This window comes from Kitasatospora sp. NPDC053308, from assembly GCF_055585785.1.
In genome coordinates this window covers 55,660-69,062 of sequence record NZ_JBVJJY010000019.1, presented here as the reverse complement: position 1 = coordinate 69,062, position 13,403 = coordinate 55,660, and the positions used below count along the sequence as shown (strand labels likewise).

Here is a 13,403-nt window from a genome sequence, read left to right as displayed (position 1 = left end):
CCGAGGGCGGCTTCCGCATGCCTGTCGACCACTGAGGGGGACTCATGCCAGGCCCGTCCACGCCTGCCTCGTCCGACGCGTCCGGACCGGCCGGGCCGCTCGACCCGACCGGCCCGGCGAACGAGCCGGCGGACGTCGAGGACGGCCCCGACGGCGACGGGCACGGCCCGGTCGATGTCGCCGAGGCCCCGTACGACCCCTTCGACCCGTACGCGCCGTACCGTTCGGCGGGCCGGGGTGCGCACCGTTCGGCGGGCCGGGGCCCGCAGCGGGCGGCAGCCGGTCCGCGGCAGCCCTCGGTCTCCTCCTGGCTGCGCCGCAGCGACCCGGAGCGGCGGGCGGCGGCCGGCCCGAAGGTCCTCCTGGCGGCGTCGGCCACCGGCCTGCTCACGGCCTGGCAGCTCTACGACGGCCTCGGCCCCGACCTGCTGCTGCTCGCCGCCGTCGGGGCCGCCGGAGCCGGGTTCGCCGCCCGGGCGGCCGGCCGCCGGCTCCGGCCCTGGACGGTGGTGTGGAGCCTGCTCGCCCTCGCCCTGCTCGCCGTCCCGGCCTGCTGGGACGCCGGCTGGCCCGGGGCGTCGGCCCTGCTCGGTGCGCTCGCGCTGGCCTCACTGGCCCTGCACGGCGGGCGTCGCTGGCCGGGCGTGGTGCTCCCGCTGCCCGGCATCCTGTGGCAGCTGGCGCCCTCGGCGGCCTGGGCCTGGAAGGGTCGGGGCCGGCGGCCGCTGCCCGGCCGGGACCGGATCGTCCCGGTGCTCAAGGCGCTCGCGGTCGCCGCCGTCCTGCTGACCGTCTTCGGCATGCTGTTCGCCGGCGCCGACGCCGCCATGGCGGACCTGCTGGGCAACCTCAGCCCGGACCTCCAGCTCGACCAACTCCCCGGCCGCACCCTGCTGTTCGTGCTCGGGACGCTGACCGCGCTGGGCTTCGCCCACATGGCCGCCGGGCCGCGCCGCTGGGACCGCACGACCATCCCGCCGGGCCGGGAGCGGCGGCGGCTGGAGTGGGCGCTGCCGCTGGCCGCGCTGAACCTCCTGTTCGGGGTCTTCGCGGTGGTCCAGGCCGTGGTGGTGCTCGGCGGCGCGGACGCCGTGCTGCGCAACACCGGGATGAGCCGCTCCGAATACGCCCGCCAGGGCTTCTGGCAGCTGAGCGTGATCACCGTGCTGACCCTGGTCGTGGTGGCGGTCGCCAAGCGCTGGGCGCCGCGCACCACCGCCGCCGACCGCCGGCTGGCGCGGATCCTGCTCGGGCTGCTCTGCGTGCTGGCGCTGGCCGTGGTCGCCGCGGCGCTCGGCCGGATGTGGTTCTACGTGGACGCCTCCGGGCTCACCCGGCTGCGGCTCTGGGTGCTCGTGGTCGAGATCTGGCTGGGCGTCGTCTTCCTGCTGCTGATCGCCGCCGGCCTGACCCGCCGCACCGGCTGGCTGCCGCGCGTCGTCGTCCTCAGCGGGGGGCTCACCCTCGCGGTGTACGGCCTGATGGGCCCGGACGCGATCATCGCGGACCAGAACGTCGGCCGGTACGAGCAGGCCCTGCGCGCCGACCCGCGCAGCGCGTCGATCGACCTGCGCAACGTCCGCGACCTGTCGGCGGACGCGGTGCCCGCCCTGGACCGGCTCCCCGAGCCGCAGCGCAGCTGCGCGCTGCAGCTGATCGCCCAGGACCTGGGCCCGGCCGCGACGCCCTGGTACGCGACCGACCTCGCGGCCGCCCGGGCCCGGCGGATCCTCGCGGAGCGGCCGCCGGTCGAGGACTCGCCGATGATCGGCCGCCGGGCCTGTGACCGGGCGGGGCTGGCGGACACGGACTGGTAGCCGCCGGCCCGGGCCCGGGGGCCGATGCTCGGGCCCGCGCGGGGGTCGATGTCCGGGGGTGATCGCCGGGGTCGATGTCCGGGGTCGATGTCCGCGGCGTCGGGCCGGTGCCGGGGGCGGCGGGGAAGGCGGAGGGCCGACCGGGAGCGTGCTGCTCCCGGTCGGCCCTCGGTGCCGTGTCGGCGCGGCGCCACGTCGGCGCGGTGTCGTGCCGTGTCGGCTGGTGCCGTGCCGTGCCGTGCCGTGCCGTGCCGTGTCGGCTCGGTGCCGATGCCCTACCGGCGTCAGTGCATCGCCACGGCGGTGTCACCGCTCGGCAGGTCGCCGGCCTTGGCCTTGATCACGAAGACCGCGACCAGCAGGGCGACCGCCGCGAGCGCGGCACCCACGATGAAGCCGTGCGAAATGCCCTGGGTGAGCACGGTGTTGGCGGCGTCGGTGCCCGCCGGGAACTCATGGTGCTGCTGGAGGTAGCCCAGTTGCTCCGGGGTCGCGCTCTCCATGAACTTCGGCAGCTGCACGGCGGATTCCGCCGTCGCGTAGTGCGCGAAGACCGTGGTCAGGATCGACAGGCCGAGCGAACCGCCGATCTGCTGCATCGAGTTGAGCAGTCCTGAGGCGGCACCGGTCTCCTCGCCAGGGACGCCCGCGACGGCGAGCAGCATCACCGGCACGAAGATCAAGCCCATGCCGAAGCCGAACACCACCGTGGGGCCGAGCACCCCGTCCAGGTAGCCGCTGTCCTTGCCCATCTGGGTCAGCCAGGTGAGGCCGACGGTGACCAGCAGCGCGCCGCCCGCCATGAACGGCTTCGGGCCGTACTTGGCCTGGAGGTTGGACGCGAGCTGTGCCGCGATGATGATCGAGACGCTGATCGGCAGGAAGGAGACACCGGCCATCAGCGGGCTGTAGCCGAGCGGGCCCTGCACGAACAGCACCACGTAGAAGAAGATGCCGAACATGGCCGCGGCCAGGCAGAGCATCATCACCAGACCGCCGGTGCGGTTGCGGTCGGCGAACAGGTGCAGCGGGGTGATCGGCTGGTCGGTGCGGGTCTCGATCACGAGGAAGGCGGCCAGCAGGACGGCACCGGCCGCGAAGGAGCCGAGCGTGACGCTGTCCGACCAGCCGTCCGAGGCGGCCCGGATGAAGCCGTAGACCAGGCCGACCAGGCCGAGCGTCGAGGTGAGCGCGCCGGGCAGGTCGAATCGGCCCGGGTGGCGCTCGGACTCGGCGATGTAGCGCGGCGCGGCGATCGCGATCAGGATCGCGATCGGCACGTTGACGAAGAACACCCAGCGCCAGTTCAGGTATTCGGTGAGCAGGCCGCCGGCCAGCAGGCCGATCGCGGCGCCCGAGCCGGCCACCGCCGAGAACACGCCGAACGCCTTGTTGCGCTCCGGCCCCTCCTCGAAGTTGGTGGCGATCAGCGCGAACGCGGTCGGGGAGCAGATCGCGCCACCGATGCCCTGGAGCGCGCGGGCGGCCAGCAGCAGGCCGCTGTCCTGGGCGAAACCGCCGAGCAGCGAGGCCAGGCCGAACAGCAGGGTGCCGAAGATGAACACCCGGCGGCGGCCGAGGATGTCACCCGCGCGACCGCCGAGCAGCAGCAGGCCGCCGAAGGTCAGCGTGTAGGCGTTGATGACCCACGACAGGTCGGTGGTCGAGAAGTTCAGGGCGTCCTTGATGTGCGGCAGCGCGATGTTCACGATGGTCGCGTCGAGCACCACCATGAGCTGGGTGGCCGCGATGACGGTCAGGGTGATGCCCTTGCCCCGCCCCTTTCCGGCCTGCGGTGGTGAGTTCTTGTTGAGCGTGTCGGAGATAGCCACGAATGTGCCCCCTGCTGGCTACGTGCTCGGTGCTGTGGACCCGGCCGAGCGCCGGCGTCCGAGATTGGCGCTGCGCCCTTGCGCAGACCGGGAAGGAACGGGATCGTTCACTAATCTGGACGATATCCTGAGCGTGATTGTGAACGCAAGCGTTCCTTAAGGGTGGTGGGGATGGAACGGTTGGTGCGGCGCCTGGTGGCGGACCGGTCCGGCCGGTCGGCGGAACGGTCGGCGGAACGGTCGGCCGGCACGTCGGCGGGCGGGCCGGTGGACGGGTCGGAGGGCGGACCGACGGCTGAGGCGTCCTCGCCCGCGGGAGCGACCTCTCCCGCAGGTGTCTCCGGGGTGGCCGGCGCGGCCGGGTCCTCGGGGGCCCCGGGCGGCTGCCCGGTCCGGACCGCCCATCAGGCCCTGGCGCGGCCGGGCCGTCGCCGGGGCAAGGAGTTGGAGAACGCGATCTTCGAGGCCACGATCGACCAGCTCACCTCCGGTGGATACGCGCGGCTGACCATGGAAGGCGTCGCCGGTGCGGCGCGGACCGGGAAGGCCGCGCTCTACCGGCGCTGGGCGTCCAAGGACGAACTCGTCATCGACGCCCTGGACGCCACTCTTCCACGCCCTTACGACACCCCCGACCTCGGGGCCGCTCGGGACGAACTCCTGCAGCTCATCGAGACGTTCACGGTCGCGGTGACATCCCGGGTGGGCGCTGCCCTGCACGCGCTGATGGCCGAGATCGACCAGGAGCAGGCCGAGGTCTTCAAGGGCTTCCTCGAGGACCGGGTCATCGGGCCGACCACGGCGACCATCCTGGAGATCCTCCGCCGCGGTGCCGAGCGCGGGGACGTGCGGCCCGGTGCGGCCACGCCACTGGTGGCCGACGTCATCCCGGCGATGCTGCTCTACCAGGCCAAGATCCGCGGATTCCAGGACCTGGCACCGGAGTTCGCCACCCGGCTGGTGGACGAAGTCCTGCAGCCGATGATCCGGTCCTGAGATCCGGGCCGCGGGCCCGAGGGCGGTGGATCCGGCGGGTGTGCGGCGGGCTTAGGCTGGAGGCTGCCCCAGTTGAACGGAAGCCGCCATGCCCATCGTCCCGCCGACGCACTCCGTCGAACGCTCGCTCCGCCGGGCCGGCGCCAGGATCGTGGTCGGTCTGGACGAGGTCGGGCGCGGCGCCTGGGCCGGTCCGGTCACCGTGGGCGCTGCCGTCACCGGCCTGCGCAAGGCGCCCGAGGGGCTGACGGATTCCAAGCTGCTCACCGAACTGCGCCGCCGCGCGCTCGCCCCGGTCCTGGCCGACTGGGTCACCGCCTACGCCCTCGGGCAGGCCTCGCCGCAGGAGTGCGACGAACTCGGCATGACGGCGGCGCTGCGCCTGGCCGCCGTGCGCGCGCTGGAGGCGCTGCCGGTCGAGCCCGACGCGGTGATCCTCGACGGCAAGCACGACTACCTCGGCGGCCCCTGGCGGGTGCGCACGGTGATCAAGGGCGACCAGTCCTGCGTCTGCGTCGCCGCCGCCTCGGTGCTCGCCAAGGTCCACCGCGACGGCCTGATGGCCGACGTGGGCGAGGGGTGCCCCGACTACGGCTTCGCCGACAACGCCGGCTACCCCTCCCCGGTGCACCGCGCCGCACTGGAGGAACTCGGCCCCACCGAGCACCACCGCGTCTCCTGGGCGTACATGGACGGTCTGCCGAAGTGGCGCCACCTCAAGCACGTCCGGGCGCTCGCGGGCGGGGGTCCGGGGTCCGCTGACGAACAGTTGACGCTCGGTTTCTGACGGTCCGTCTGGAATTGCCCCGGGTGGGGGTGGCGGGAGTTCGGTGCCCAATGGGTGGGGCGCCCGTGCGCGTCCGACCGGCATTTGATAGATATCCGGGTATGCCTGTCTTCCCCGAGGAGCCGGAGATTCACGAGAGCCTCCCGGGCCCCGGCGTTCCCTTCCCCCGAGAGTCGGACGCACAAGCCCTCCACGCGCCTGCCACCGGCGGCGCACCCGCCACCGCACCCACCACCGTCGCCGCCCCGGCTCCGGTGCCCGGCCCCCGGCCGGCGCCGCCGCGCCCGGCCCCGCCGCGCGCCGCCCGGCCCGGTCCGCCGGGGCTGATCCCCAAGCCCGGCCCGGCGCCGCGCATTCCGGCGCCCGCCGCGCCGCAGGTGGACGTCCAGCGGATCGAGGCCGCCGCGCACCAGGCGCTGGAGCGCGCCGACGACGCGGTCGACCTGCTGCTGGACTCCGGCCGCAACCCGGGCGACATCCTGGTGCTGACGGTCGGCGAGGCGCACCCCTGGCAGCAGCACGAGCTCTCCTTCGGCGAGGAGCGCTACTGGGCGCAGCTCGCCGACGGCGGGGACGTGTTCTACGCGGACGCCGCGCTGACCCGTCCGGCCCGCCGCGAGGTGGTCGTCCTGGTGGTCAACGGCGGGACGCCCGCCCGGGCCGCCGAGGCGTACACCGAGGCGCTCGGCCGTGCGACCGCCCTGCTGGTGGTCTGCGGCGACGCGGGCCCGGCGACCGCGGGGGCGGCCGGCGCCGCACCCGGCCGCCCGGTCAAGGCCTGACCCAGCCGTTCCGTTCCGGGCCCGGTACCGCACGGTGCCGGGCCCGACCTCCGTCCTGCGGCGGGCGGTCCGGGGAGCCCGCCCTCGCGGAGGGTGGCGCCGCGCCATCGCTCCGCGCCGTGACCTTCGTGCCGTGGACCTTCGTGCGGTGACGTGCGCGCCGTGACGTCCTGAAGCGCCGTGCCGTGGCTTCCTGCTGTGCCGTGCCGTGCCAGGGCATCCGCGCCGGGACTTCCTGCCGCGCGTGACGTCCTGCCGTGCCGTGCCGTGCGTCCGTCCGGCTGCCCGACCGGCGGCCGTCCGCCCGCGCGGCCCGGCACGGACTCAGCGCGTGCCGGTGCGGCGGGTCGGCCCGGCCGCCGTGACCCGCGCCGGGCTCCACGGCAGCTCGGACTGCGGGGGCCGCTGCGCGTCGCCGAGTGCCGAGCGCGGCGGCAGCTCCGTCACGGTGTGCACCGGTCCGTCGGTCCATGAACCCGCGTGCGGACTGCGCCCGCTCCGCCCGTCTCCGAGGACCTGCCAGCCCGCCGGGGTGAGCCCGATGTACGCGCCGCAGCGCAGCCCGTGCAGCGCGGCCGCGTCCCGCAGCGCCCACATCCAGGCGCCGTCCTGCTCCGTCCAGCCGGGTGCGCCGTCGCGGCAACGCAGCACCACGGCCGTGCGGGTCGGCTCGGGCAGCCGCAGGTCGTGCGGCACGACCCGGCGCAGGTTGTACAGCAGGGCGTTGCGGTGCTGCCAGCCGTCGGTGTCGTGCGGCCAGGGGGTGAAGGAGGCCGACGCGGCGAGGTGGTGGAGCGCGTCCAGGACGGCGACCACGACCGTGCCCGGTTGGGGCAGGTGGCGCTGGTGCAGCTCCAGGACGAACTCGCGGGGGTCGCGCAGCAACGGGATCCCCGAGGCGGTCCAGGTCTCCAAGTCCAGTACCCGTCTGGGTGCCGAACTCCGGGAGAGGGGATTCTGACCTCGGTCGAAGCCGTTGATCACGATCCTCCTTCCTGACCCGCGGGCAGCCGGGTGCCTGAGTACGCCGAAGGGCTGGTCCGGCGGACCGAGTTTCGGGTACCCCCCGATTCTCGGGGCATCGGGGGCGGAGCGGCAACGATGAAATGATGAACGCCACCCGAAAGCCCATGGTCTGCCGGATATGTTCCACCGCGGGCCGAGCGCCGCCTGAGCGCTGCCGGGCCTTGATCCGCGACATGCGGAGCGCGGGGCGGGTCGTCAATGGCGCATTGGCCACTCCTTTCTCCGATCGGCTGGGCCGTGTGATCGAAATCGCCTCGCTTGATCCTTTCCGTTAGGCCATTCGAGTGAAGGCCGCCGTCCTGCCGGCCCGCTCCCTCCCGTCACCCCTGAACGGCGAGCACCAGCGGCAGCACCGCGCTCGCCCCGGCCCGGCGCAGCAGCCGGGCGGCCACGGTGACCGTCCAGCCGGAGTCGACGAGGTCGTCCACCAGCAGCACCGGCCCTCCGGCGGTCGCGACCGCCTGCTCCAGCTCCGGCGGCAGGGTCAGCGCTCCGGCCAGCGAGTGCAGCCGTTGGGCGCTGTTGCTGCGGGCCCCGTGCGGCGCGAGCCCGCCCGCGTACTCGATCCGGCCGAGCAGCGGCAGCCGGCCGATCTCGGCGATCCGCGCGCCGAGGCTGCCGACCAGCTGGGGGCGGGACGAGGAGGCCATGGTCACCACGCCGACCGGCCGCTCCAGTCGGCTGCCCTCCGTCGGCGCGGGCCCGGCCCAGCCGCCCGGTCCGCGCGCCCAGTCGGCGAGCACCGCCACCAGCGCGTCCACCGCCTCGCCGGGCACCGGCACGTCCGGTGCCTGTTCGGCCAGCAGGGTGCGCAGCCGGTTGCCCCAGCCGATGTCGGACAGCCGGCCGAGCGCCCGGCCGGTCCCGGCCTGCTCGCCGGCCGGGATCCGGCCCTTGAGCGGCACCCCGAGCGCGTCCATCCCGGTGGGCCAGAGCCGGCGCGGCTCGAAGGTCACGCCCGGGCGCCCCAGCGCGGCCCGGGCGGCGGCCAGCGCCTCGGCGGAGACGTCCGGGGTGTGCAGCGGCCCCGCGCAGTTGTCGCACCGCCCGCACGGCGCGGCCTGCTCGTCGTCCAGCTGGCGGCGCAGGAACTCCATCCGGCAGCCGGTGGCCGCCGCGTAGTCGCGCATCGCCCGCTGTTCCGCCTCCCGGGAGGCGGCGACCTTGGCGTAGCGGGCGGTGTCGTACGCCCAGCTCTGCCCGGTGGCCGTCCAGCCGCCCTTGACCCGGCGGACGGCGCCGTCCACGTCCAGCACCTTGAGCATGGTCTCCAGCCGGGCCCGGCGCAGGTCCACCCGCGGCTCCAGGGCGGCGGTGGAGAGCGGGCGGCCGGCCTCGGCCAGCGCGTCGATGGTGCGGCGCACCTGCTCCTCCGGCGGGAAGGCCAGCGAGGCGAAGTAGCGCCAGATCGCCTCGTCCTCGCGCCCGGGCAGCAGCAGCACCTCCGCCCGGTCCACGCCGCGCCCGGCCCGGCCGACCTGCTGGTAGTAGGCGATCGGCGAGCTGGGCGAGCCGAGGTGCACGACGAAGCCGAGGTCCGGCTTGTCGAAGCCCATGCCGAGCGCGGAGGTGGCGACCAGGGCCTTGACCCGGTTGGCCAGGAGGTCGGCCTCGGCGGTGCGGCGCTCGGCGTCCTCGGTGCGGCCGGAGTAGGAGGCCACCGGGAAACCGCGCTCGCGTAGGAAGGCCGTCACCTCCTCGGCCGCGGCCACCGTCAGGGTGTAGACGATGCCCGAGCCGGGGAGCCGGTCGAGGTGGTCGGCCAGCCAGGCGAGCCGGTGCGCCGGGTCGGGCAGCGCCAGCACGCCCAGCGTGAGGCTCTCCCGGTCGAGCGGGCCGCGCAGCACCAGCGCGTGCTCGTCGGAGCTGCCGGTGCCGAGCTGCTCGGCGACGTCCGCGGTGACCCGGGCGTTGGCGGTGGCGGTGGTGGCCAGCACCGGGACCCCGGGCGACAGTTCGGCGAGCATGGTGCGCAGCCGGCGGTAGTCGGGCCGGAAGTCGTGCCCCCAGTCCGAGATGCAATGGGCCTCGTCGACCACTAGCAGGCCGGTGGAGGCGGCGAGCTTGGGCAGCACCTGATCGCGGAAGTCCGGGTTGTTCAGCCGCTCGGGGCTGACCAGCAGGATGTCGACCTTTCCGGAGGCGACCTCGGCCTGGACCTCGTCCCACTCGTCGGTGTTTGCGGAGTTGATGGTGCGCGCGTGGATGCCGGCCCGGGCCGCCGAGTCCACCTGGTTGCGCATCAGGGCGAGCAGCGGCGAGACGATCACCGTGGGCCCGGCGCCGCGGGCCCGGAGCAGGGCGGTGGCGATGAAGTAGACCGCGGACTTCCCCCAGCCGGTGCGCTGGACGACCAGGGCGCGGCGGTGGTCGACCACGAGGGCCTCGATGGCCGTCCACTGGTCCTCGCGCAGGACGGCGCCGGGGCCGGCGAGCTCGCGCAGGACGGCCTCGGCCCGGGCCCGGACCTCGGCGCGGTCGGCGGTGGCGGTGGTGTGGGTGTCGGGCTGCTGCATGGCGTCCATGTAACCCCCTGCCGCCGACAAGCGGCGAATGCCCGGGGTCGGGACGAGGGAGAAGGCCGGATGTATTTCATCTGCTGTACCGCTGAACGGAGCTCAAAATCCACTCCATGGAAGGGGTTTCACTTGCTCCGAATGAGTGAGTGGCGCGTCGGAGGCGGAGTTATCCACAGAAAAAAATCGGTTTCGGCGCCGTTCGCGGATTGCGTCCACTCTTGCGGTCATGAACGCCATGAACAACGAACACGTCATTCTGTCCCTCGGCCCGGCCTCCGAGCACCGGCCCGTCGTCATGCGCGGTCCGGCCGACATGGCCGAGCTGCTGCCCTACCTGCTGGGGTTCTACCCCGACGACAGCATCGTCGCGGTCGGCCTGCAGGGCCCCGACCTGCGCCAGGGCGGGGTGATCCGGGCGGACCTGCCGGACTCGCCCGCCCAGTGGCCGGCCGCCGCGGAGGAGACGGCCGCCCTGCTGGTGGCCCTCACGGAGCGGCACGGCGGCCGTCCGCTCCAGGTGCTCCTCTACCTCTGCCAGGATCCCGGCGCACCGCACGCCCCGCCGGTGGTGGACGGCCTGCGGCCGCTGGCCGACGACCTGAGGGCGGCCTTCGGGCGCCGGGGCGTCGCCGTCAAGGAGTCGCTGTGCGTCTCGGGCGGCCGGTGGTGGTCCTTCCTCTGCCGCGGCACGGGGTGCTGCGATCCGGCGGGCAACCCGGTGCGGCGCGGCCCCGACCCGGGCCCGGCGGCGGCCGCCGCGACGGTGGCCGGCCTGGTGCCGCGCGGCAGCCGGAAGGCGATCATCGGCGGGCTGGTCCCGATCGGCCCGCCGGAGGACGCCGTCCAGCGCGGGGCGCTGGCACACGCCGAGTCGGCCGCGGGCGCCCTATCCCGCGAGCAGGGCATCGGGCTGCTCGACCAGGCGGTCGCCGAGTTCGCGGCCGGCGTCCGGGAGCTCGACCCGGACCGGACGGCCCGGCTGCTGTTCGCCCTGCGGGACCGGACCGTCCGGGACCGCGGCGTCGAGTACGTCAGGCCCGCCGAGCTGGCTCCCGCCGAGCGGCTCTGGCGCTTCCTCGCCCGCCGCGCCGTCCCGCCGTACGAGAGCTGCGCGGTGGCCCCGCTCACCCTGCTCGCCTGGGCCTCCTGGGTCGCCGGGGACACGGCGACGGCCCGGGTCGTGCTCGGCCACGTCCTGAGCCTCGCCCCGGACTACCTGCTGGCCGAGCTGCTCCACGAGTCGCTCAACGACGGCATGACGCCCGCGGCGCTGCTGGCCGCCGTGGACGCCCAGCGGCGACGGCGCGAACAGCGACCGCCCGCGCCGGCCCCGGTCGGCGACCCTCCGCCCGCCGACGATCCGCCCGCCGAGGGGGCGCAGCCCGCCGACCCGCCGCCCGCCGCGGCTGCGCCGCCCCTCCCCCCGGCGGGCGAGGCCGCCGACGAACGCTCCGGCCGCTCCTCCGGCGCGCGCCGACGGCGCCGGGGCGGCCGCCGGAAGGGCACGCGCACGGCGCCCGCGCAGGCACCGTCCGATCCCGGCCCGGCCGGCCCCGGCGGGCCCGCCCCCGGCGCGGGTGCGCCCGGTCCGGTCGCCCTGCTGACCGCGCCCGGCCGGCCCCGGGCGGAGCGGCCCCCGATGTCCGGGAGCGCCCGCTCGGCCGGGGAGCGGGCGGCGGCCCGGAGCCCGCGGCTCGGCCGAGCGGCGTGCGCTCCCGCCACGGCTCGCCCCGGGAGCGGCGCGCAGCGGTGCCGTGGGGTCCGGCGGGTGGCGAGGGGAGGCCGTCGTGCCCACTGAGCCACCCGCCGCCGCGCCGGTCCGTCGGCCGCTACGCCTCGCCGTGCGCCATCGCGATCAGGCGGTCCAGCACCGCGCGGCCGCTCACCCGCAGGCCGTCGTGCTCCCACTCGTTGGTGATCCAGGTCCGCAGGCCGCGCACCGCGCGCGCGGTCTCCAGCGAGTCGGCGGTGTCCACGTACATGTCGTCGTGGTACACCGCCGCCACGACCGGCACGCTGTTGGCGGCCAGCCGCGCCCGGTCGTACAGGTCGGGCCAGTCGGTACGGGCGGCGAGCAGCTCCGCGGTCTCCTTCAGCGGGCGCAGCGCCGGGTCGGTGTCGAACATCCAGGGGTAGATCATCTCCCCGGTGAACAGCACCGGTGCGTCGGACTCCAGCGCGGCCCGGGCGTCGAACTGCGGGAACTCCTTGCGGAGCCGCTCGGCCGACCAGGCGGTGCCGCCCTGGTCCGCCGACCGCTGGCCGTAGATCGACTCGTGCAGCACCGCGTACAGCGGGTTGCCCGCGAAGGAGAGCTGGGCCTGGGCGCCGGCCAGGAAGGTGTCGGAGAGCTCGGGCCCGGCCGCCCCCTCCACCCAGGCCTCCTCCAGCAGGTAGTGCAGGGTGCCGGAGCCGCTGCCGCCGCCGAGCAGCAGACCGAGGGCCTGGAACGCCTCGACGGTGAGTACCCCGCCGTCCGGCAGGGTCGCGGGGGAGTCCGCGAGGTGGGCGGCGATCCGCCGCACCGCCTCGACGTCCTGCGGGTACCGGGCGTAGTGGTCCTCGTTCTTGCGGACCACGCGCGGGTAGGCGGCGCGGTAGACGTCGTCCGCGGAGCTGCCGAGGCCGGCCAGGCCACCGGTGATGAAGGCCTCGGTCAGGCCCTCGGGGGCGACGGAGAGGTAGGTGAGGGTGCAGAAGCCGCCGAAGCTCTGGCCGAGCACGCTCCAGGGCTGGTCGGCGCCGAGCAGCCGGGTGCGGATCAGCTCGGCGTCCCGGACGATCGAGTCCGCGCGGAAGTGGGCCAGGTAGTCCGCCTGTTCGCGCGCGCCGCCCCGGCGGGCGAGGGTCTGCCGGTTGGCGGGCGTGGAGCGCCCGGTGCCGCGTTGGTCGAGCAGGAGCACCCGGTAGTCGTCCAGCGCGCGGTCCAGCCAGGAGTCCCGGCCGAGCGGACGGGCGGCCTTGCCGCCGGGTCCGCCCTGGAGGAAGAGCAGCCAGGGCAGGTCGTCCCGTTCGCGGCCGGCGGCCACCACCTCGCGGGCGTACACCTCGATCTGCTCGCCCTGCGGGGCGGCGTGGTCGAGGGGGACCTGGAACACGTGGTCGGTGGCGGCAATCCCGGGCAGCCGGCTGATGGTGGACATGCAACTCCTCGGTCTCTGCTGGTCACAGCACTGGCGTCGCGGCTCACGGGGTCACCGGGTGCGGGGGCGCGACCCCCGCACCGTATCCTGGCGGCGGTCGAGCGCCGGTTCGACCGCCACCGGCCGCGGGGTCGGGCGGCGGACACCGGCCGGAGCCCCCGCGAGCCGCGTCGGCGGACGGCCCGGCAGGCGCGGAGCCGGGCTTCGGCCGCAGACGACGAAGAGCCCGCGGCGGGCGCCGCGGCGGAGGCGGCGCGACCTCCCGGCGGGGCCGGTTCCGACCGGCGGCGGAGCGCCGGGCCGTGACCTGGCGGCCGTGCGCGGCGTTCACCCCGGGGGCCCTGCGCCCGGGCGGAGTCCGACCGGCGGCACGGTACCCGCCGACCCCGGGTGCCGACGGCGTTCGGCCGGATGCGGCGCCGGAGCCCGGTCGCCGCTCGGCCCGGCCGGCGCGCCGGGCGAGGGCCGCGGAGTGCGGGCGGTACCGGCGGGCCGGGGCAC

9 protein-coding genes are annotated in these 13,403 nt (G+C 75.4%); 5 read left to right on the top strand and 4 right to left on the bottom strand.

Annotated features, from left to right (window positions below; all coding sequences use genetic code 11):
* Positions 1-44 precede the first annotated feature (44 nt).
* Positions 45-1,817: a DUF4153 domain-containing protein gene (locus ACZ6Y7_RS31075; protein WP_465761271.1), complete on the top strand. Its 1,773-nt coding sequence runs from the start codon at positions 45-47 to the stop codon at positions 1,815-1,817.
* 284 nt (positions 1,818-2,101) lie between these two features.
* Here the strand turns inward: ACZ6Y7_RS31075 and ACZ6Y7_RS31070 are convergent, their stop codons facing one another.
* Positions 2,102-3,649, bottom strand: coding sequence for an MFS transporter (locus ACZ6Y7_RS31070; protein WP_465761270.1), 1,548 nt, complete (start codon positions 3,647-3,649; stop codon positions 2,102-2,104).
* A gap of 444 nt (positions 3,650-4,093) precedes the next feature.
* Between ACZ6Y7_RS31070 and ACZ6Y7_RS31065 the strand changes: the two genes are divergently transcribed.
* From ACZ6Y7_RS31065 to ACZ6Y7_RS31055, 3 genes are all read left to right on the top strand, one after another.
* Complete coding sequence (locus ACZ6Y7_RS31065; RefSeq protein ID WP_465761269.1) at positions 4,094-4,645, top strand: TetR/AcrR family transcriptional regulator; 552 nt, start codon at positions 4,094-4,096, stop codon at positions 4,643-4,645.
* 88 nt (positions 4,646-4,733) lie between these two features.
* Entirely contained in the window at positions 4,734-5,432 is a 699-nt protein-coding gene (locus tag ACZ6Y7_RS31060; RefSeq protein WP_465761268.1) for a ribonuclease HII, read from the top strand.
* 101 nt (positions 5,433-5,533) lie between these two features.
* Positions 5,534-6,214 carry a hypothetical protein gene (locus ACZ6Y7_RS31055; RefSeq protein ID WP_465761267.1) on the top strand — a complete coding sequence of 227 codons (681 nt, stop codon included), beginning with the start codon at positions 5,534-5,536 and terminating at the stop codon, positions 6,212-6,214.
* A gap of 324 nt (positions 6,215-6,538) precedes the next feature.
* Here ACZ6Y7_RS31055 and ACZ6Y7_RS31050 read toward each other — a convergent pair whose 3' ends face one another.
* Together ACZ6Y7_RS31050 and ACZ6Y7_RS31045 are read right to left on the bottom strand one after the other, a co-directional pair.
* Complete coding sequence (locus ACZ6Y7_RS31050; RefSeq protein ID WP_465761266.1) at positions 6,539-7,198, bottom strand: hypothetical protein; 660 nt, start codon at positions 7,196-7,198, stop codon at positions 6,539-6,541.
* A gap of 362 nt (positions 7,199-7,560) precedes the next feature.
* Entirely contained in the window at positions 7,561-9,756 is a 2,196-nt protein-coding gene (locus tag ACZ6Y7_RS31045) for a RecQ family ATP-dependent DNA helicase (RefSeq protein WP_465761328.1), read from the bottom strand.
* A 229-nt stretch (positions 9,757-9,985) separates the two neighbouring features.
* Between ACZ6Y7_RS31045 and ACZ6Y7_RS31040 the strand changes: the two genes are divergently transcribed.
* A complete protein-coding gene (locus ACZ6Y7_RS31040; RefSeq protein WP_465761265.1) occupies positions 9,986-11,557 on the top strand; it encodes a DUF4192 domain-containing protein in 1,572 nt (523 codons plus the stop codon).
* Between the two features lie 31 nt (positions 11,558-11,588).
* Here ACZ6Y7_RS31040 and ACZ6Y7_RS31035 read toward each other — a convergent pair whose 3' ends face one another.
* Positions 11,589-12,902, bottom strand: coding sequence for an alpha/beta fold hydrolase (locus ACZ6Y7_RS31035; protein WP_465761264.1), 1,314 nt, complete (start codon positions 12,900-12,902; stop codon positions 11,589-11,591).
* Between the last annotated feature and the right edge of the window lie 501 nt (positions 12,903-13,403).

Coding starts and splice junctions, on each gene's coding strand:
- ACZ6Y7_RS31060 (WP_465761268.1), top strand. CDS start 4,734: ATGCCCATCGTCCCGCCGACGCACTCCGTCGAACGCTCGCTCCGCCGG.
- ACZ6Y7_RS31055 (WP_465761267.1), top strand. CDS start 5,534: ATGCCTGTCTTCCCCGAGGAGCCGGAGATTCACGAGAGCCTCCCGGGC.
- ACZ6Y7_RS31075 (WP_465761271.1), top strand. CDS start 45: ATGCCAGGCCCGTCCACGCCTGCCTCGTCCGACGCGTCCGGACCGGCC.
- ACZ6Y7_RS31035 (WP_465761264.1), bottom strand. CDS start 12,902: ATGTCCACCATCAGCCGGCTGCCCGGGATTGCCGCCACCGACCACGTG.
- ACZ6Y7_RS31040 (WP_465761265.1), top strand. CDS start 9,986: ATGAACGCCATGAACAACGAACACGTCATTCTGTCCCTCGGCCCGGCC.
- ACZ6Y7_RS31045 (WP_465761328.1), bottom strand. CDS start 9,756: ATGCAGCAGCCCGACACCCACACCACCGCCACCGCCGACCGCGCCGAG.